The sequence below is a fragment of the Pseudomonas sp. JE3303 genome, assembly GCF_056312565.1.
Genome location: NZ_JBWGIF010000012.1, coordinates 152,101 through 171,737, shown reverse-complemented (window position 1 = coordinate 171,737; position 19,637 = coordinate 152,101). Strand labels below are relative to the sequence as shown.

At 62.0% G+C, this 19,637-nt stretch carries 20 protein-coding genes; 11 read left to right on the top strand and 9 right to left on the bottom strand.

All coding sequences use genetic code 11. The annotated features are described in order from the left end of the window. Positions 1-197 precede the first annotated feature (197 nt). From tpx to AC0ZZU_RS18200, 4 genes are all read right to left on the bottom strand, one after another. Positions 198-698 (bottom strand): thiol peroxidase, encoded by a 501-nt coding sequence (gene tpx / locus AC0ZZU_RS18215; RefSeq protein WP_476342540.1) that lies wholly within the window; start codon positions 696-698, stop codon positions 198-200. Positions 699-856: 158 nt separating this feature from the next. Beyond that, entirely contained in the window at positions 857-2,146 is a 1,290-nt protein-coding gene (locus AC0ZZU_RS18210; protein WP_476342539.1) for a serine/threonine transporter, read from the bottom strand. Between the two features lie 167 nt (positions 2,147-2,313). Further along, the gene (locus tag AC0ZZU_RS18205; RefSeq protein WP_476342538.1) at positions 2,314-3,513 is read right to left on the bottom strand and encodes an amino acid aminotransferase; all 1,200 of its coding nucleotides are present in this window, start codon (positions 3,511-3,513) and stop codon (positions 2,314-2,316) included. Positions 3,514-3,639: 126 nt separating this feature from the next. Beyond that, on the bottom strand, positions 3,640-4,659 hold the full coding sequence (locus tag AC0ZZU_RS18200; RefSeq protein WP_476342537.1) for an Ldh family oxidoreductase: 1,020 nt from the start codon (positions 4,657-4,659) through the stop codon (positions 3,640-3,642). A gap of 400 nt (positions 4,660-5,059) precedes the next feature. Here AC0ZZU_RS18200 and AC0ZZU_RS18195 point away from each other — a divergent pair, with 400 nt between their 5' ends. The 5 genes from AC0ZZU_RS18195 to AC0ZZU_RS18175 all read left to right on the top strand — a co-directional run bounded on the left by AC0ZZU_RS18195 (position 5,060) and on the right by AC0ZZU_RS18175 (position 11,810). Then, positions 5,060-5,872, top strand: a complete 813-nt coding sequence (locus tag AC0ZZU_RS18195; RefSeq protein WP_476342536.1) for a gamma-glutamyl-gamma-aminobutyrate hydrolase family protein — start codon at positions 5,060-5,062, stop codon at positions 5,870-5,872. A gap of 267 nt (positions 5,873-6,139) precedes the next feature. Beyond that, positions 6,140-7,051, top strand: coding sequence for a 5-dehydro-4-deoxyglucarate dehydratase (kdgD, locus tag AC0ZZU_RS18190; protein ID WP_476342535.1), 912 nt, complete (start codon positions 6,140-6,142; stop codon positions 7,049-7,051). 103 nt (positions 7,052-7,154) lie between these two features. Further along, positions 7,155-8,525, top strand: a complete 1,371-nt coding sequence (locus AC0ZZU_RS18185; RefSeq protein WP_476342533.1) for an MFS transporter — start codon at positions 7,155-7,157, stop codon at positions 8,523-8,525. Positions 8,526-8,599: 74 nt separating this feature from the next. Further along, on the top strand, positions 8,600-10,153 hold the full coding sequence (gene garD / locus AC0ZZU_RS18180; protein ID WP_476342532.1) for a galactarate dehydratase: 1,554 nt from the start codon (positions 8,600-8,602) through the stop codon (positions 10,151-10,153). Positions 10,154-10,226: 73 nt separating this feature from the next. Beyond that, positions 10,227-11,810 carry an aldehyde dehydrogenase (NADP(+)) gene (locus AC0ZZU_RS18175; RefSeq protein ID WP_476342531.1) on the top strand — a complete coding sequence of 528 codons (1,584 nt, stop codon included), beginning with the start codon at positions 10,227-10,229 and terminating at the stop codon, positions 11,808-11,810. Between the two features lie 68 nt (positions 11,811-11,878). On the opposite strand, the gene AC0ZZU_RS18170 is transcribed toward AC0ZZU_RS18175, so the two are convergent. Continuing rightward, complete coding sequence (locus tag AC0ZZU_RS18170; protein ID WP_476342530.1) at positions 11,879-12,628, bottom strand: FadR/GntR family transcriptional regulator; 750 nt, start codon at positions 12,626-12,628, stop codon at positions 11,879-11,881. A 148-nt stretch (positions 12,629-12,776) separates the two neighbouring features. Between AC0ZZU_RS18170 and AC0ZZU_RS18165 the strand changes: the two genes are divergently transcribed. From AC0ZZU_RS18165 to AC0ZZU_RS18155, 3 genes are all read left to right on the top strand, one after another. Beyond that, complete coding sequence (locus tag AC0ZZU_RS18165) at positions 12,777-13,109, top strand: hypothetical protein (protein ID WP_476342529.1); 333 nt, start codon at positions 12,777-12,779, stop codon at positions 13,107-13,109. 331 nt (positions 13,110-13,440) lie between these two features. Beyond that, positions 13,441-14,277, top strand: coding sequence for a bifunctional allantoicase/(S)-ureidoglycine aminohydrolase (locus AC0ZZU_RS18160; RefSeq protein ID WP_476342528.1), 837 nt, complete (start codon positions 13,441-13,443; stop codon positions 14,275-14,277). A 206-nt stretch (positions 14,278-14,483) separates the two neighbouring features. Next, positions 14,484-14,771, top strand: a complete 288-nt coding sequence (locus AC0ZZU_RS18155) for a hypothetical protein (RefSeq protein ID WP_476342527.1) — start codon at positions 14,484-14,486, stop codon at positions 14,769-14,771. Positions 14,772-14,816: 45 nt separating this feature from the next. Here the strand turns inward: AC0ZZU_RS18155 and AC0ZZU_RS18150 are convergent, their stop codons facing one another. After that, positions 14,817-15,080 (bottom strand): DUF1652 domain-containing protein, encoded by a 264-nt coding sequence (locus AC0ZZU_RS18150; RefSeq protein ID WP_476342526.1) that lies wholly within the window; start codon positions 15,078-15,080, stop codon positions 14,817-14,819. 211 nt (positions 15,081-15,291) lie between these two features. Further along, positions 15,292-15,921 carry a LysE family translocator gene (locus tag AC0ZZU_RS18145; RefSeq protein ID WP_476342525.1) on the bottom strand — a complete coding sequence of 210 codons (630 nt, stop codon included), beginning with the start codon at positions 15,919-15,921 and terminating at the stop codon, positions 15,292-15,294. Between the two features lie 237 nt (positions 15,922-16,158). On the opposite strand from AC0ZZU_RS18145, the gene AC0ZZU_RS18140 reads away from it, so the two are divergent. Further along, a complete protein-coding gene (locus AC0ZZU_RS18140; RefSeq protein ID WP_476342523.1) occupies positions 16,159-16,497 on the top strand; it encodes a hypothetical protein in 339 nt (112 codons plus the stop codon). On the opposite strand, the gene AC0ZZU_RS18135 is transcribed toward AC0ZZU_RS18140, so the two are convergent. Beyond that, on the bottom strand, positions 16,472-17,554 hold the full coding sequence (locus AC0ZZU_RS18135) for an AraC family transcriptional regulator (RefSeq protein WP_476342521.1): 1,083 nt from the start codon (positions 17,552-17,554) through the stop codon (positions 16,472-16,474). The genes AC0ZZU_RS18140 and AC0ZZU_RS18135 overlap by 26 nt on opposite strands. 193 nt (positions 17,555-17,747) lie before the next feature. Between AC0ZZU_RS18135 and AC0ZZU_RS18130 the strand changes: the two genes are divergently transcribed. Continuing rightward, the gene (locus AC0ZZU_RS18130; RefSeq protein WP_476342519.1) at positions 17,748-18,596 is read left to right on the top strand and encodes a 3-hydroxybutyryl-CoA dehydrogenase; all 849 of its coding nucleotides are present in this window, start codon (positions 17,748-17,750) and stop codon (positions 18,594-18,596) included. An 11-nt stretch (positions 18,597-18,607) separates the two neighbouring features. Then, entirely contained in the window at positions 18,608-19,216 is a 609-nt protein-coding gene (locus AC0ZZU_RS18125) for a TetR/AcrR family transcriptional regulator (protein ID WP_476342518.1), read from the top strand. 4 nt (positions 19,217-19,220) lie between these two features. On the opposite strand, the gene AC0ZZU_RS18120 is transcribed toward AC0ZZU_RS18125, so the two are convergent. After that, positions 19,221-19,598 (bottom strand): response regulator, encoded by a 378-nt coding sequence (locus AC0ZZU_RS18120; protein ID WP_476342517.1) that lies wholly within the window; start codon positions 19,596-19,598, stop codon positions 19,221-19,223. Positions 19,599-19,637 lie beyond the last annotated feature (39 nt).

Genomic DNA, 19,637 nt, shown 5'->3' with positions numbered 1-19,637 from the left:
AGGATGAACGATAAGCACTCGTGGTGATTTAGCAAAGCGCCTTTACGGGGACTTTACCTTTGACAGACGAAGCTAAGGCGATGAAGTCTAAATAAAAACGGCCTGGGGGTTGGCCAGGCCGTTGCGTTTTTTCCATGGGTGAGTCCGGTTTGTCCTCACTCATGGGGTCAGGCGGCTGCGGGAGCCGCCTGGTGCCGTTACTTCAAGACCGCCAGCACGGCCTCATAGTTCGGCTCTTCGGCGATTTCCTTGACCAGCTCGCTGTGCAGGACCTTGTCGTTTTCATCCAGTACCACGACCGCGCGGGCGGCCAGGCCGGCCAGCGGGCCGTCGGCGATGGCGACGCCGTAGTTCTCGAGGAACTCGCGACCGCGCAGTGTCGACAGGTTCTGCACGTTTTCCAGACCTTCGGCGCCGCAGAAGCGCGACTGGGCAAACGGCAGGTCGGCCGAGATGCACAGCACGACCGTATTGCTCAGATCGTTCGCCTGGGTATTGAACTTGCGCACGGAAGTAGCGCAGGTAGGGGTGTCGACGCTTGGGAAGATGTTCAGCACTTTGCGCTTGCCAGCAAAGTCGTTGAGCGACTTGTCGGCCAGGCCGTCGCCTACCAGGGAAAACGCCGGGGCCTGGGCACCTGCCTGAGGCAGCTGACCGTTGACCTGGACCGGGTTGCCTTTAAGTGTGACTTGAGCCATGAACGGGATCCTTGTACAGGTTTGAAAGGACCTTGAGTTAAGCATGAAAGCACCAGACCACAAAATGCCCACCGCACAAAATGTTTTAGCGGCGGGCAGTTTTGTGTGTACAAAAATGCCCGGGTGCTTTCGCCGACCCGGGCACTGTCACACGCCGGTCAGCTCAGCAATGCGTCAACCACCGAGTAGACCACCGAGGTCACTGCCGCAAGACCGATGACCGCAACGAACACGTTCGACATCGCACCGCTGTATTTGCGCATGGCCGGCACGCGACGGATGGCGTACATCGGCATGAGGAACAGAATGGCCGCGATAACCGGGCCGCCCAGGGATTCGATCATGCCCAGGATGCTCGGGTTGAGGGTCGCGACGATCCAGCACACCACCAGCATCAGCGCCGCCACGATACGGTCAAGGGACTTGGCGCCGGGGCGTCGGCCAGTCTTCGCGATGATACCCTTCAGGCCTTCGCTGGCGCCGATGTAGTGGCCCAGGAAAGACTTGGCAATGGCGACGAACGCAATCAGCGGCGCTGCGAACGCGATGGTCGGGTTGCTGAAGTGGTTGGCCAGGTACGACAGGATCGACAGGTTCTGCGCCTTGGCTTCGGCAAGCTGCGCGCTGCTCAGGGTGAGCACGCAGCTGAACACGAAGAACAGCACCATCGCCACCATTAGCAGGTGCGCACGCGACAGGATCTGCCCGCTGCGCTCGTCGGCGTGGTCGCCATAGCGGCGTTTCTGGTCAACGGCGAAGGCTGAAATGATTGGAGAATGGTTGAAGGAAAACACCATCACCGGGATCGCCAGCCACAGGGTGTGCAGGAAAGCAGAGCCGCTTGGCACCTGCGTGACGGTATCGAGGATGCCGCCGTTCCAGTGCGGGATCAGATACAGCGCCAACAGCGCCAGGGCCACGATGAATGGGTACACCAGCAGGCTCATTACCTTGACCGTTGCCTGCTCGCCACAGCGAACGATCGCCAGCAGGCCGAGGATCAGCACGAACGACAGCAGCGCCCGCGGCGGCGGCGCGATGTGCAGCTGGTGCTCCATGAAGCTGCCGACGGTGTTGGTCAGGGCCACGCTGTAGATCAGCAGGATGGGGAAGATAGCCAGGAAGTAGAGCACGGTGATCATTGCACCGGCGCTGACGCCAAAGTGCTCTTCGACCACGTCGGTGATGTCGCCGCCTTCACGCCCGGACAGCACGAAGCGGGTCAGGCCGCGGTGGGCGTAGTACGTCATCGGGAAGGCCAGCAGGGCCAGGATCAGCAAGGGCCAGAAACCGCCGAGGCCGGCGTTGATAGGAAGGAACAATGTACCGGCGCCGATGGCGGTGCCGAACAGGCCCAGCATCCAGGTGGTGTCGTGACGGGACCAGCTGCCAAGCGCAGCTGGTGTCGATTCGAAGCGTTGTTCAACGCTTGGGGCCTGCTCATTCATCCGGGTGCAACTCCACTCGCAAGACTGCAACAGGCTGGGAGTAGCGTATCAGACGCCTTGCCACCCCCAACCGAAAAAGAGGGCCGCGATTGTGCGCTGATTGGTTGCACTTGCAAAGCCCCATCCGAGGGATGGTTGCACCTGGATGTTGCAACCCGAGCGGGGTATCAGCGCGCCTGTACCGCCGCGAACGCCTCGGCTACCTGCTGCAGGTTGTCCGGACGCAGCCCGGCCATGCATACCCGGCCGCTGTCGATCAGGTACACGCCGAACTCGTCACGCAGGCGACGCACCTGCTCGACGCTGAAGCCGGTGTAGCTGAACATGCCGCGCTGACGCAGCAGGTAATGGAAGTCCTGGCCTGGCAACAGGACAGCCAGGGCGTCGACCAGCCCCTGGCGCATATCAAGGATGCGCCGGCGCATCTGCTCGACTTCCGATACCCACTGGGCGTTCAGGCCCGTATCACCCAGCACGCCCGACACCAGCTGGGCACCGAAATTGGGTGGGCTGGAGTAGTTGCGGCGTACGGTAGCCTTGAGCTGGCCAAGCACGCTCAGCGCGGTGTCGGCATCGTCGCAGACCACCGACAGCCCCCCTACCCGCTCGCCGTACAGCGAGAAGATCTTCGAGAACGAGTTGCTGACCAGGCAGGGCACGCCGGCACGGGCCATTTCGCGGATGGCATAGGCATCCTCGGCCAGGCCTTCGCCAAAGCCCTGGTAGGCGATGTCGAGGAACGGGATCAGGTTGCGCGCCTTGACCACTTCGACCACTTGCTGCCACTGGCTCTGGTCCAGGTCGACACCGGTCGGGTTGTGGCAGCACGGGTGCAGCAGCACGATGCTGTTTGCCGCAAGGGTGTGCAGTGTGGCGAGCATGCCCTCGAAGTCCAGGCCACGGCTGGCCGGGTCGAAGTATGGGTAGGTATGGACCTTGAACCCGGCGCCTTCGAAGATCGCACGGTGGTTGTCCCAGGTCGGATTGCTGACCCAGACTTCAGCCTCGGGGAAGTAGCGCTTGAGGAAGTCGGCGCCAACCTTCAGCGCACCAGAGCCGCCCACCGTCTGCACGGTAGCGACGCGATCACCCGACACTGCCGGATGATCGGTACCGAACAGCAGTGCCTGGATCGCCCGGCGGTAACTTGCCAGGCCTTCCATCGGCAGGTACAGCGAGGCTTCATGGGGCTGGCCGGCCAGGCGCTGCTCGGCTTCGGCTACCGCGGCAAGCTGCGGCACTACGCCTGCGGCATCGTAATACAGACCGATACTCAGGTTGACCTTGTCGGCACGGGGATCGGCCTTGAAAGTCTCCATCAGCGAGAGGATGGGATCGCCGGCATAGGCATCGACATGTTTGAACACAGCGCACAGCTCCTTGGGTCAGGACAGTTCGGAAAATGCTGCCCTGAGGATACCTGTAGCGGCGGCCAACGAACATCACCTGGGCGCAAGGATATGAGTGCATCGGCGCATAGTGTGGCACCGTCTCTACATTTCCCGCAGCGCCTCGAGGTCATCCACCGACAGTGCCACGCCCTCCTGGTCCGCGATCTTGCGCTCGCGATAGCGCCGCTCGCCCGGCAGACGTTCGAGCCCGGCAGCCTGCATCTGCTCGACGAGAACATGACTGCGCTGCGCAAAGCGGTCGCCTTCAGCCTTGCTCGGGTCGATGACAATGATCAGCTGGCCCGTCCAGGGGGTCTTGGCGCCGGGGTGCCGCGACCAGTCGAATTCCCATGAGAAATGCCCGCCTGTCAGCGCTGCGGCCAGAAGCTCGACCATCATCGACAGGGCCGAGCCCTTGTGACCGCCGAACGGCAGCAGTGCCCCGCCGTCGAGGATACCCTGGGGATCGCAGGTCGGCTGGCCGTGGGCATCCACGCCCACGCCTGGCGGCAGCTGCTCGCCCTGGCGGGCGGCGATCTGGACATCGCCGTGGGCCATGGCACTGGTTGCCATGTCGAAGACGATAGGGTCGGACCCGGCACACGGCGCGGCGAAGGCAATCGGGTTGGTGCCGAACAACGGCTTGCGCGCGCCGTGGGGCACTACGCAGGTCATGCTGTTGACCACGCTCAACGCCACGAGCCCTTCGTCGGCAAACGGCTCGACATCAGGCCACAGCGCGCCGAAATGATGAGAATCGTGGATCGCCAGCACTGCAATACCGGCGTTACGTGCCTTTTCCACCAGCAACGACCGCGCCGCGGCCAACGCCGGTTGGGCGAAACCGCCGCACGCATCGACCCTGACAAACGCAGGCGCCACATCCACCACGTGCGGCTCTGCCTGCCCATCGACCCAGCCGCTGGCCAATGTCGACACATAGCCGGGCATACGGAACACCCCGTGGCTATGGGCCCCATCGCGCTGGGCGCTGGCACAGTTGTGCGCGAGTACCGCAGCCACGCTGTCGGCGCAGCCATGTCGCTGGAAGATGCCCTGCAGCAACGCCTGCAATTGGTCGAACGGCATGCGTACGAGGGCGCCCTTGGTGGATCCGGACATCTGTAGCTCCTTTTTTGCGATGGATGCAGGCGATAGGCTGGGACGTTCGAGATTTCACGATGGCGCCCCGATCTGTCAAATACCTCAGCGCATCCCGTGCTTCATTGCATGGCTGCAAAGAGCGAATGCATCGTCAAATATAATTGACCGAAAGCCTGCAATACCCTTGCTCCATCAGGGTCTTACCCGCCTAACCTCCCGTGAAACCGCCATTCCAGCGCTTCTCTTCCCTGCAAGTCGTTTGACATATTAAACGGCTCTGGCAAGCTATCTGACAGGTTTCGACCGGAAACGGCCACCCGCATGGCCGTCCGGCAGTGCTCGAGACCTCAGGCAGTGCCCAGGCTCCACGTGCACGCCTGCAAAACAATGACAGGCCGAGCCTGTCCCAAGGTGACATATGTCCAACAGCAACATTGGCAACAAGCCTCAGACTCTGCGCAAGCCCGTCGTACTCATGACCATGGGCACCCAGGAGCGCAAGGGCCACGACTATCAGGTCATGACCCATAAATACATTACCCCGTTGGTCGACTTCGCCGCCTGCGTGCCTGTACTGGTTCCCACCTGCTGCGGCATCGATGCGCTGGAAACCTACCTGGACATGGCCGACGGCGTTTACCTGACTGGCGCAGGCAGCAACATCGATCCGGCGCTTTATGGCCAGGAAAACGAAACCCCGGGCAAGGGCCAGGACAAGAACCGCGACCTGTTCGACATTCCGCTGGTGCAACTTGCCATTGCCCGTGGCCTGCCGATCTTCGGCATCTGCCGGGGCATGCAGGAAATCAACGTGGCCTTGGGCGGAGATATCTACCAGAAGGTCTACGACGAGCCTGGCTTCAACGATCACCGGGAGAATCCGGAAGATCCGGTCGAGGTGCAGTATCAGGCGGTGCATGGCGTGAAGATAAAGCCTGGCAGCTGGCTGGAAGAGACACTCGGCACGGACGAGATCCGCGTGAACTCCCTGCATGGCCAAGGGCTGAAGACCCTCGGCGAAGGTCTTGAACCGATCGCTGTCGCCGAAGACGGCCTGGTCGAGGCGATTCACGCGCCGAGCCTCTCGCCATTCCTTTTCGCCGTGCAATGGCACCCGGAGTGGCAAGCGGCAAGGAACCCCGATTCGATCCGCATCTTCCAGGCGTTCGGTGATGCCTGCCGGCAGCAGGTGCGCAAGACCCAATCGAGCAAGCAGCGTCACTCTGCCTGATCTCTTGGCCCCCTTCCCGCTCTGCATGTGTATGTGCATGTAAGAGCGGGCGATATCTCGCAAAGAGATACGACGACTTGCCGAAAACGCTGAAATCCCCGTAATAGAGCCTTTGACTTCGCCTCAGCCCTCTTTCACCCCGCGCCAGCCGCCCCTCAATCCAAAAAAATCTGCCTCAAGGGACTATTCATTGCCAAGGTTGTACGATAACTTACCTCCACCTTGGTTCAACCCACTATCTCCAAGCGCCACAGGATGCTAACAACAATGAATCCACAAGAACTGCAATCCATCCTTTCCCACGGCCTGCTGTCGTTCCCGGTGACCGATTTCAATGCCCAGGGCGACTTCAACCCGGCCGGTTACGCCAAGCGCCTGGAGTGGCTTGCTCCGTACGGCGCCAGCGCACTCTTCGCAGCCGGTGGCACCGGTGAGTTCTTCTCTCTGGCGGCCAGTGAATACAGCCAGGTCATCAAGACTGCCGTGGACACCTGCGCAGGTTCGGTGCCGATTCTCGCAGGTGTGGGTGGATCTACCCGCCAGGCTATCGAATACGCCCAGGAAGCCGAGCGTCTTGGGGCCAAGGGCCTGCTGCTGCTGCCGCACTACCTCACCGAAGCCAGCCAGGACGGCGTTGCCGCCCACGTCGAAGCCGTGTGCAAGTCGGTGAAGATTGGCGTGGTGGTGTACAACCGCAACGTCTGCCGTCTGAACGCCGACCAGCTCGAAAAACTCGCCGAACGCTGCCCGAACCTGATCGGCTACAAGGACGGCTTGGGTGACATCGAGCTGATGGTGTCGATCCGCCGCCGCCTGGGCGATCGCTTCAGCTACCTGGGTGGCCTGCCGACCGCCGAAGTGTATGCTGCCGCCTACAAGGCCCTGGGCGTGCCGGTCTACTCGTCCGCAGTGTTCAACTTCGTGCCAAAGACCGCGATGGACTTCTACAACGCCGTTGCCCGGGACGATCATGCCGCCGTCGCCAAGCTGATCGACGATTTCTTCCTGCCTTATCTGGACATCCGCAACCGCAAGGCCGGTTATGCCGTCAGCATCGTCAAGGCCGGCGCCAAGCTTGCCGGCTATGACGCAGGCCCAGTGCGCACGCCATTGACCGAACTGACCGGCGAAGAGTACGAGATGCTCGCGGCCCTGATGGACAAGCAAGGCGCTCAGTAAGCCTGATCTGCGCGGCCTGCCCTGTCGCGAGCCGAAGCGGGAAGTCCCCGCTTCGGCATACACCTATCGCCCGCACAAAAATAACTAGTGGGAGTACGCCAGCATGCAAGCGACGAAAAAGACGCATGTGCGCTACCTGATCCTGTTGATGCTGTTCATCGTCACCACGATCAACTACGCCGACCGCGCCACCATCTCGATCGCCGGCTCCAGCCTGCAGAAAGACCTGGGAATCGATGCGGTCACTCTCGGCTTCATCTTCTCCGCCTTCGGCTGGGCCTATGTGCTTGGCCAGATTCCCGGTGGCTGGCTGCTCGACCGCTTCGGCTCGAAGAAGGTCTACGCATTCAGTATCTTCACCTGGTCGCTGTTCACCGTGTTGCAAGGCTTCGTCGGCTACCTGCCGATGGCCAACGCCATCATTGCCCTGTTCATGCTGCGCTTTCTGGTCGGTTTCGCCGAAGCGCCGTCGTTTCCGGGCAACGCGCGCATCGTCGCGGCCTGGTTTCCCACCGCTGAACGCGGCACGGCCTCGGCCATTTTCAACTCCGCGCAATACTTCGCCACGGTGCTCTTCGCACCGCTGATGGGCTGGATCGTCCACTCCTGGGGCTGGGAACACGTGTTCGTGGTCATGGGCGCGATGGGCATCGCCTTCTCCGTCGTCTGGCTCAAGGTGATCTACAACCCCAAGGAGCACCCACTGATCAGTGCCGAGGAGCTCGATCACATCGAGAAGAACGGCGGCCTGGTCGACATGGACAAGCCGCGCGAAGCCGGCAACAGCGGGCCGAAATGGGGCTACATCAAACAGTTGCTGACCAGCCGCATGATGGTCGGCATCTATCTGGGCCAGTACTGCATCAACGCGATCACCTATTTCTTCCTGACATGGTTCCCGGTGTATCTGGTGCAGGAGCGCGGCATGTCGATCCTCAAGGCAGGTTTCATCGCCTCGTTGCCGGCAATCTGTGGCTTTATCGGCGGTGTGCTCGGCGGTGTGCTGTCGGACCACCTGCTGCGCCGTGGCCACTCGCTCACCTTCGCCCGCAAGGCGCCGATCGTGGTCGGGCTGCTGCTGTCCACCACCATGGTGATCTGCAACTACGTCGACGCCGAATGGATGGTGGTCGGCATCATGGCCCTGGCGTTCTTCGGCAAAGGTCTCGGCGCGCTGGGCTGGGCGGTGGTCTCGGATACTTCACCAAAGCAGATCGCCGGACTGTCCGGTGGCATGTTCAATACCTTCGGCAACATTGCCTCGATCACCACGCCAATCATCATCGGCTACATCATCAGCGCAACCGGCTCATTCAAATGGGCACTGGTGTACGTGGGCGCCAATGCCCTGGTGGCGGTGTTCAGCTACCTGGTGATCGTCGGCCCGATCAAGCGCATCGAGTTGCGCGAGGGTCGCAAGGACGGCTCTGAACCTTCTGCCTCCAGCAGCGAACTGGCGGGCTCGCGTCATTGAATGAACACTCCGGCGCCCTGCAGGGCGCCGGCTGCAGAATAAAAGCCTGAGAGACTTCCAGGAAGGGCCCGACCATGCAACTGATCGAAACCACCGATTCGCCCCGCTACGTGCGCCTGCACGAGCAAGACAACGTTGTGGTCGTGGTCAATGACCACGGCCTTGGCGAAGGCAGCCGCTTCGCCGACGGGCTGACCCTGGTCGAAAGCGTGCCCCAGAGCCACAAGGTCGCGCTGGTCGACATTGCCAAGGACGAGCCGGTCCGCCGCTATGGCCAGATCATCGGCTATGCGCTTGAAGATTTGCCGCAGGGCAGCTGGGTCAAGGAAGTCCAACTGGGCATGCCGGCCGCTCCAGAGCTGGACAGCCTGCCCCGCTGCGATGCCATTCCCGCGCCACTGCCACCGCTCGAGGGCTATACCTTCGAGGGTTACCGCAACGTCGACGGCACCGTGGGCACGCGCAATATCCTTGGCATCACCACTACGGTGCAATGCGTTACCGGCGTGCTCGACCATGCGGTCAAGCGAATCCGTGACGAGTTGCTGCCCAGGTACCCCAACGTCGACGACGTGGTCGCGCTGACCCACAGCTATGGCTGTGGCGTGGCGATCAACGCGCGCGACGCCTACATCCCGATCCGCACCGTGCGCAATCTCGCGCGCAACCCCAACCTGGGTGGCGAAGCGCTGGTGATCAGCCTGGGCTGTGAAAAACTCCAGGCCGGCCAGGTGATGCACGAAAACGACCCGTCCGTGGATCTCAGCGAGCCCTGGCTTTACCGCCTGCAGGATGCCAGCCTGGGATTCGTCGAGATGATCGAGCAGATCATGTCGCTGGCCGACGCGCGCCTGCGCAAGCTCGACCAGCGCCGCCGCGAAACCGTGCCTGCCAGCGAGCTGATCCTGGGCATGCAATGTGGCGGCAGCGATGCCTTTTCCGGCATCACCGCCAACCCGGCGCTGGGCTTTGCCGCCGATCTGCTGGTGCGTACAGGTGCCACGGTGATGTTCTCCGAAGTCACCGAAGTGCGCGATGCAATCTACATGCTCACCTCGCGCGCCGAGACGCCGGAAGTGGCCGATGCGCTGGTACGCGAGATGGATTGGTACGACCAGTACCTTGAACGCGGCGCCGCCGACCGCAGCGCCAACACCACGCCTGGCAACAAGAAAGGGGGCCTGTCGAACATCGTCGAAAAATCCCTCGGCTCGATCGTCAAGTCCGGCAGCGGCGCTATCCAGGGTGTACTTGGCCCGGGCGAGCGGGTTAACCGCAAGGGCCTGATCTTCTGCGCCACGCCCGCCAGTGACTTCGTCTGCGGCACCTTGCAGCTGGCTGCGGGGATGAACCTGCACGTATTCACCACTGGCCGCGGTACCCCGTATGGCCTGGCCATGGCGCCAGTGGTCAAGGTGTGTACCCGCACCGAGCTGGCCCAGCGCTGGCCGGACCTTATCGACATCGACGCCGGCCGCATCGCCACGGGCCGCGCCAGTATCGAGGAACTCGGCTGGGAGCTGTTCCACTACTACCTCGACGTTGCCAGCGGCCGTCAGCAGACCTGGGCCGAGAAGCACAAACTGCACAACGACATCACCTTGTTCAACCCCGCACCGGTGACGTGACCATAGGCACAACGGACCGGTGCGGGAGCGGCCTTATGGCCCTATGCCCATATATCTAACCAAGGAGCACACCATGCCTGAGATCCTCGGCCACAACTTCATCGCAGGCCAGCGCAGCGCTGCCGGCCAGCAACGCCTGCAAAGCCTGGACGCCACGACAGGCGAGGCTCTGCCTTACAGCTTTGTCCAGGCCACCGAGATTGAAGTCGACCAGGCGGCGCAAGCAGCTGCCGCGGCCTTCGTGGAATTCCGCCAGCTGAGTCCCGCTCGCCGCGCCGACTTCCTCGACGCCATCGCCGCCGAACTGGACGAGCTGGACGATGCCTTCGTAGCCATCGTCTGCCGTGAAACCGCCCTGCCCCCTGGCCGTATCCAGGGCGAGCGCGGCCGCACCAGCGGCCAGATGCGCCTGTTCGCCCAAGTGCTGCGCCGCGGAGACTTCCTTGGCGCGCGTATCGACCTGGCAATGCCCGACCGCCAGCCGCTACCACGCGTCGACCTGCGCCAGATGCGCATCGGTGTAGGCCCGGTGGCGGTCTTCGGTGCCAGCAATTTCCCACTCGCCTTCTCCACTGCCGGGGGCGACACCGCCGCAGCGCTGGCCGCTGGCTGCCCTGTGGTATTCAAGGCACACAGTGGCCACATGGCCACCGCCGACCTGGTCGGCTGTGCGATCCAGCGGGCCGCTGAGCGTACCGGCATGCCCAAGGGCGTGTTCAACATGGTGTTTGGCAGCGGCGTCGGGGAGTGGCTGGTCAAGCACCCTGCCATCCAGGCAGTGGGCTTCACCGGCTCGCTCAACGGTGGCAATGCGCTGTGCAAGATGGCCGCCGAGCGTCCGCAGCCAATTCCGGTGTTCGCCGAAATGTCGAGCATCAACCCGGTGATCATCCTGCCGGGCGCCCTGGCCAAGCGCGGCGAGGCCATCGCCCGTGATCTCGCAGGCTCTGTCACCCTTGGCGGCGGTCAATTCTGCACCAACCCAGGCCTGGTCATCAGCCTGGAGTCGCCTCGCTACACCCAACTGCTCAGCGAGCTTGGCCAGCACCTGGACCAGCAGGCCGGGCAGACCTTGCTCAACGCCGGGGGCTTGCGCAGCTACAGCAAAGGCCTCGAACACCTGCAATCACATACCGGCATCGAGCATCTGGCCGGCCAACCGCAGCAAGGCAACCAGGCCCGGGCGCAGCTGTTCAGGGCTGATGCCAGCTTGCTGATCAACGCAGATCCGTTGCTGCAGGAAGAAGTGTTCGGGCCCACTACCGTGGCTGTCGAAGTCAGCGACAACGCGCAATTGCGCGCTGCGCTGCTGGGCCTGCGCGGCCAGCTGACCGCCACCCTGATCGGCGAGCCCGAGGACCTGGAGGCCTATGCATGGCTGGTGCCGTTGCTCGAAGAAAAGGTCGGCCGCATTCTCATCAACGGCTATCCCACCGGGGTCGAGGTGTGCGATGCCATGGTCCATGGCGGCCCGTATCCAGCCACTTCAGATGCTCGCGGCACCTCTGTGGGCAGCCTGGCGATCGACCGCTTCCTGCGCCCGGTCTGCTACCAGAACTACCCGCAGGCGCTGCTGCCTGCCGCGTTGCAGGACAGCAATCCACTGGGCTTGAAGCGTCTGGTTAATGGGCAGTGGAGTGAGGCTGCGATCGGCTAAACCAAAGCCGTAAAAAAAGCCCCGCGATTGCGGGGCTTTTTTTACCTGCGATACCGGCGCTGATGCATTCAGACGCCCTGCGCCTCTGCCCTTTCATGCGCCTGGCGTAGCCGCTCACGGCTATTGCTCAGGTGCAAGCGCATGGCCATCTTGGCCCCTTCGCTGTCACGCCGGGCGATGGCCTCGTAGATGGCTTCGTGCTCGTGGCTGAGCCGGCTGAGATAATGCGCCTGGTCGTCATGAACCAGATGCGCGGAGTTGACGCGCGTCCGCGGGATGATACTGGTGCCCAGGTGGTTGATGATGTCGGCAAAATAGTGATTGCCGCTGGCAAGCGCGATCTGCAGGTGAAACTGGAAATCCGCCGAGACGGCGTCGGAGGCGTGGGCAGCCCCTTCGTTCAGTTCATCCAGCGCCTTGCGCATTATCAGCAGTTGCTCGCCGGAGTGCCGCTCGGCAGCAAGGCCTGCCGACTCGATCTCGAGCGCGATGCGCAACTCCAGCACCGCCAATACTTCGCGCAGGGTGACGATGGTGGCCGGATCAATACGGAAACCGCCCGTCGATGGCGTGTCGAGCACGAACGTGCCGATGCCATGGCGAGTTTCGACCTGGCCCGCCGCCTGTAGCCGGGAGATCGCCTCGCGCACTACCGTGCGGCTTACGCCTTCCTCGACCATGATCTGAGATTCGGTCGGTAGCTTGTCGCCGCGCTTGAGGGCGCCGCTGCGAATCCGCTCGGTCAGCACCGCGACCAGTTCCTGGGCCAGGCTGCGCGGCTTGCGGCGGGCCCGTGGTTGTACCTGCTGCTCTGTCATGCCCTGCACATTCATGGTTGAAAGCCAGCGGCTATCATAGCCTAAAACAGTTGTACGATCACCTACATCGGTGACGGCAATTTGCTGGCCCCTGACGTTCGTCAAAAACTGCAAACTTCCTTTACCTTCAGCAGCTTAGGACAGCAACATGCGGGTAATTCTAGTAACGGCGGCATGCGTACTCTCCTCGCTCGCCATCGGCGACCAGGCCAAGGCGTCGAGCAAGAGCGATCGCTATGCGTGCACATGGGGCTCGGAGATTGCCGCCGATGCACAGCAGGCAAAATTGTCGGGCGTCACCCTGTACGCCGCGCGTAAAAGACTTCAGGTGCGCAGGTTTCCCAAGCCCTGGATGCGCATGACCGCGCTTGGGATTACCGAACAGACCTACAACAGCCGCTCGCACCTGAAGCCTGCAGCCATTCGGCAAACCTACCAGGAACAGTGCGCACAACACGCCGCTTCCAGAAACAGAAACTGATATATTTCAATCAGTTAATGAATATAACTGATGTTTTTTCTACCTCAGTAGCCGGCTGTCCCTCCACAGTGGCTCGGCCAGGGCCTTGGCGTTGGGTCTCGCCAAGGTCACCGTCATCCACGCGATCAGGCCAAATACCGCCAGGCCAGTTGTATGCCTGCTCCTGGCCCCAGGGGGGTGCGCATTCAGAGTCATTCACAAAACAAATACCGGGTATTTCAACATTTAATTTGTAGATGATATCGCCTGTTGGATATCGTGCTCCCATCCCCCCCGCCACACCAACCGGTGCGGCCAAGGCACGGGGAATAACAACAAGTCGAGACTGTCCATGTCGAATGCTTCCTACTTCGCCCCTCACGGTGGGCACCCGGCTCAGACCGAGCTGCTGACAGACCGTGCCATGTTCACCGAAGCCTACGCCATCATCCCCAAGGGCGTGATGCGTGACATCGTCACCAGCCACCTGCCGTTCTGGGACAAGATGCGCATGTGGGTCATCGCCCGTCCGTTGACCGGCTTTGCCGAAACCTTCTCGCAGTACATTGTCGAGCTCGCCCCCGAAGGCGGCAGCGAGCGTCCTGAGCTAGACCCTAATGCCGAAGCGGTGCTGTTCGTGGTCGAAGGTGAAGTCGACATCACCCTGCAGGGCAAGCACCACACGCTGACACCTGGCGGCTATGCCTTCATTCCACCCGGGGCCGACTGGAGCCTGCGCAACAACAGCAAGGCCAATGTCACTTTCCACTGGCTGCGCAAGCATTATCAGAAAGTCGAGGGCCTGGACCTGCCGGAAGCCTTCGTCACCAACGAAAAAGACGTCGAGCCGCTGGCGATGCCTGGCACCGAAGGCCGCTGGGTAACGACCCGTTTCGTCGACATGGCTGACATGCGCCATGATATGCACGTCAACATCGTCACGTTCCAGCCGGGCGGCGTGATCCCGTTCGCTGAAACCCACGTGATGGAACACGGCCTGTACGTGCTCGAAGGCAAGGCGGTGTACCGCCTGAACCAGGACTGGGTCGAAGTCGAGGCCGGTGACTTCATGTGGCTGCGGGCCTTCTGCCCACAAGCCTGCTATGCCGGCGGTCCAGGCCCGTTCCGCTACTTGCTGTACAAGGACGTCAACCGCCATGTGCACCTGACCCTCAACCCTAATCGGTGAGCCAGGTCCGGCACTGAAAAGCCCGCCTTCAAGGCGGGCTTTTTCATGGCCGTCCGGGGGAAAATCAGCTACCCCTGGAAATAACTTGAACATCCGCCGCAGAGCGCTTTCGAATCTGGATATAACATTCGAACTAGAGGAGCCTGCGTCATGAACCTGTCCCCGCACCGTCCCGCTGCGATCCTGATTGACTCAGGGACCCTGTCATGAAGATGCCTTGCCGAGCCCCTAGTGCCTGCCTGCATCTGGATTTCTTGCGCGACACCCTGTTCGGCCCGGTTGCCCAGAGCGTGGAGTGCCATGTGCAACTCGCCGCTCTCAACCTCCAAGGGCGCCCTGCCCTGCAATTGCTGATCGATCCGCCCCTGCCCGCAAAGGTCGAGCGCTCCCATAGCCTTGCATTCGACTGGGAGGGTCGGCATTACCATGGGATCGTGCGCCATCACTATCGATACGGTGACGGTGGGCTGAAGTTGCTGGTGGAGCTTCAATAGGCGGTATGCACCCGGCCAGCAGAGGTTGACCGGGTGGCGGTCGATTCAGGCAATAGCTCTGACCACGCTGCGGTGGCTGCGACGCTGCTCGGTGCGCAAATGCGCCACCAGGTCAGCGAGATCGCGACAGCTCTTGAGGCTGTCCAACGGAATTCCGGTTACGGTCAGGCAATCATTAAGCGTCTGACCCTGCCCGAGGCGAATGGTCAGGCATACGCCATCCGGGCAAGACACTTCACAGCGATCGGGCAGGCAGGCCTGCTCGATGATCTGACGCATTTCGAGCATTGAAACACCAATCAACGACATGGTACGGCCCTCTTACAAGAATGATCTCATGTAGTCAGTACGCCCTATGGCGGCCAGGTGCCAATTGAAAATGGGCATGTTCGGCCGGAGTTCGATTCGCCGTGGCAATCGTCCGGGCACTCGGCCCACTGCACCTTAGCGGAAGATCAACAGGTGCCTTGAAGAGTTCGTCCGGTTGTTTCATTCATGCGACAGGCGGTCCCAGGCTCGACTAGGAAAACGATGACTCCGCAAACAGCAGCGGGTACAGCGATACCACCAGCAGCGTTGCCATCAGCAGATTGAACAGCATCAACCAGCGCGGATTCTGCAGGACGTTGCGCAGGGCACTGCCGAACATCACCCAGATCCCGACGCTGGGCAGGTTGACGAGCGCGAAGACTGCTGCGATGACGATCACATTGACCACGTAGCCCTGGGCAGGGGTATACGTGGTGATGGCGCCTACCGCCATGACCCAGGCCTTGGGATTTACCCATTGGAACGCCGCTGCTCCCCAGAATCCCAGAGGTTTTCGCGCGCCCGGACCCGCGGCACCGAGTGGCCCGGACGTGGCGATCTTCCACGCCAGGTACAACAGGTACGCAGCGCCCGTGTAGCGCAGGATGCTGTAGAGCGCCGGCCAGGCCTTGAACACCTCGCCCAGGCCCAGGCCGACTGCCATCACCATGACCATGAAGCCGATACTGATGCCCAGTGCATGGGGTATGGAGCGACGCACTCCGAAATTGACCCCGGATGCCAGCAGCATCGTGTTGTTGGGACCCGGCGTGATCGAGGACACGAAGGCGAAAAGCACGAAGGCGGTGAACAGGTCGAGTGAGCTGAGCATGGCAGGCATCTGATGTCGTTGGGAGTGCGTTCACACTAGCTGAGACATTACTGTCCGCACCCGTACAGTAGTCCTCAATTATCGCAATACACTTTACTGTACCTTTCAACGCCATTCTTGAAATATGCCGCTTGGCGAAGAGCAAATTTCCCACAGCGACTGCGGAAACGTCCTATATAAATTCAAAGGCTGCGAAAACCATCATCCGCCCGTCTGCAACCGGACCATCCACGAGAGGCCTCGCTCATGCATTCGGTAAATTGCCCGACCACGCAGCTCAAGTACAACCTCTTCCAGCTCCTCAAGCATGAAGTGAGCAACCCCGACGACGATCCCCACTGGAGCGGCGTGATGTTTTTCTGCGCCACCGACGAGCATACGCGCACGTTGATCGAGCAGATCGAGATTCTGGCCAGCGAGGCGTTCTTCGATCCCCGCGGGCGCGCTATCCACCACCGCCTGCGGGCGGCGGCTGTTGACGGCATCCGGGTGCGGCAGGTCAAGAATACATCGACGGAAGAAACGGTGATCCGCATCACCCTGCCCGAACGGGGCTACATCACGGTGAGCGCGGTACGGCTTTAGCGGGCACGGCTGGACAAGAAGCCTGAACCGCAACCCGCCCTCCCGGAACGCCCGCAGCCAGGCGGGCCCGGAAGCCGCCGGGGCTTTGCCCCGTCCATTTCCTGAAGGCCCGGTGAAAGGCGCTGGATTCCTGGAAACCCGTCAGCTCCGCGATTTCGGCGATGCTCAGCGTGTCGTCGCGCAGACAATCGAAGGCCATGGCGCGGCGCACCTCGTCCTTGATCTGTCGGAACGAGCGGCCTTCACGCACCAGTTGGCGGCGGAAGGTACTGGCGCTGATCCTTTCTTGCGCAGCCATCTCAGTCAAGGTCGGCCACTCCCCGAAACACCGTGTACGCAGATGCCGGTATACCTTGGCGGCCAGACCATGCTGGTGGCGGAAGCGGATCACCAGCCACTGCGGCGCGCTACGCAGGAAGGTCTTGAGCGCTGCCAGGTCCTGTACTACGGGAAGACGCAGGTAATGCGCATCGAACTCGACTTCGCTGCGACCCGTGCCCATCTGCAGATCAGCCCCCCACATCAGCGGGTCATCCTCCTGCGGAGGCCGGGCGATGGCCAGCTCGGTCCGGACGATGACAATGCGCTGACCGGCCAGCCAGCACAGCAGGCTGATCACCAGGACCAGGAAGGTTTCTTCGGCGTAGACACGGGTCAGCGGATCCTCGATGTCTGATTGCAGGCTGATCACGGCGCGTCCCCCGCGCACAGTCAGGGTGCCGCGTACATCACGCAGAAACAGCGCGAAATTGTTCAGGCACTGGCGCAGTGCTTTCTCCAGGTTTGGCTCCTGGATCAGGCTGCGGCAGATAAGTGCGAAGCTACCCTGGGGCATGCCGTGGCGATCGAGCCCAAAGAACTCGTCACCCAGGGCCTGGATCACTTCCAGCCAGATTCGGGCAAACGCCGCAGCAGGGACCCGAGCCTGGGGCTGTTCGAGCACCTGTGGATCGATGCCTGCTGCACGCACCAGCGCGTCGCGCCGTTGCGGCTGGCCACGCAAGCCGTGGAGCATGGCATGGAGGAAGTACACGGCGACCGAGTCGCTATCGCGCATGGCGGTTTCGCTGCCTGTGTCGAGTGGCAAAAAATGCCAGGGTGGCTGAACAGTTACGGCATAGGCCGGGCCTTGCTGATTGCCTAGACTCGGTCTACCCCGCGGGTGCTGGCATTGTCGCAGAGCCTGGCCCGGGCCCGCCACGTTTTCACTCATCGGAGCGTTCAAACGCACCTGGAAGGAGCCCTGACAGATGAACATCGAACAGATCGCGGTGATCGGCGCCGGCACCATGGGCAACGGCATTGCCCAGGTATGCGCGGTAGCGGGATACCAGGTGACCCTGATAGACGTCACCGACACCGCTCTGCAGCGGGGCCTTGCCACCTTGGGCAACAACCTCGAGCGCCAGGTCAACAAACAGACCCTGTCCCGCGAACAGGCCGATGCCGCGCTGACGCGGATCCGCACCAGTACCGATTACGCAGACCTGAGCTCAGTGCAGCTGGTAATCGAAGCCGCCACCGAAAACCTGGCGCTCAAGCAGCGCATCCTGCAGCAGGTCGCGGTCAACGTCGCCGGTGAGTGCCTGATTGCCACCAATACCTCGTCGCTGTCGGTCACTGAACTGGCGGCGGCCATCGAGCGCCCGGAGCGCTTTATCGGCGTGCACTTCTTCAACCCCGTGCCCATGATGGCCCTGGTCGAAGTCATCCGGGGCCTGCAGACCAGCGACACCACCTACGCGCAGGCCCTGCTGGTGACCGAAAAAGTCGGCAAGACGCCGATCAGTGCGGGCAACCGCCCGGGGTTCGTGGTCAATCGCATTCTCGTCCCGATGATCAACGAAGCGATTTTCGTACGCCAGGAAGGCCTGGCCAGCGCGCAGGACATCGACACCGGCATGCGTTTGGGCTGCAACCAGCCGATCGGCCCGCTGGCCTTGGCTGACCTGATCGGACTGGACACGCTGCTGGCGATCATGGAAGCCTTCCATGAGGGCTTCAACGACAGCAAATACCGGCCTGCCCCGCTGCTGAAGGAAATGGTCGCCGCAGGCTATCTGGGCCGCAAGAGTGGCCGTGGATTCTTCACCTACTGAGGAGTATCGCCATGCCGGTAAACGCCGCCTTGCGCTGTGCGAGCTTCGACGAGCGGCGTGACATCGCCATGGCGCTGTTCGCCGAGAAGGGCTTCGGCCAGGTCAGCATGCGTGAGCTGGCCAGCCATCTCGGGCTGGCCGCAGGCTCGCTGTACCATCATTTCCCCAGCAAGCAGGACCTGCTCTATGACCTGATCGAAGAGCTGTTCGAGGAACTTGAAGCCACGCTTGATCAGGGACGGCGTGCAGTGGCCAAGGGTGAGCCTGCCCTGCCCTCTCTGATTGCCGCGCACTGGGCGCTGCATGCCGAACGCCCCTTGCAGTTTCGCCTGGCCGACCGCGACCTGTGCTGCCTGGGCGAGCACCAGCAGCAACGCCTCGCAGGCCTGCGCAAGGTTTACGAGACCGGGTTGTTGAAACTGATTGCGCCCGGAGCCCGGGTGTCAGGAGAAACGCTGGCCGCCACCGCACATGTCGCCGCGACTTTGCTCAACGGGCTGCCGGGCTGGCTGCAGGCGCGCGATCTGCCCGAGGATCATAGCCTGGCGCTGATGGAAAGCTTGCTGCTAGGTGGCCTGGAGCGCACTTTGCGCGCCGGCGGCCTGACGCCGCACGCCTGAGCATTCAGCGCAGCAGTTCCTGAATCTTGTCATGCAGGGTCTCGAGGTCGAACGGCTTGGCCAGGATCGGCGCCTTGCGCGCGATCGGGCTTCCAGACTCGAGAATCTCCGCCGGATAACCGCTGATGAAGATTACTTTCAGGTCTGGACGCAGCTTGACCGCTGGCTCGGCGATCTCCACGCCGGAGATGCCGCCCGGGAGCCGAAAGTCGGTCACCATCAGGTCCAGGTGAGGCTTGCGCGCCAGTATGTCGAACGCCTGTTCGCCGTCTTCGGCCACCAGCACGTGGTAGCCCTCGCCTGAGAGATAATCCTTGAGGATCATCCGGATGGCTGGCTCGTCTTCGACGACCAGTACTACATCTTGCGCATCTTCACTCATGCCAACGCCTTGAATATCAATAGGATGGCCATACGACCC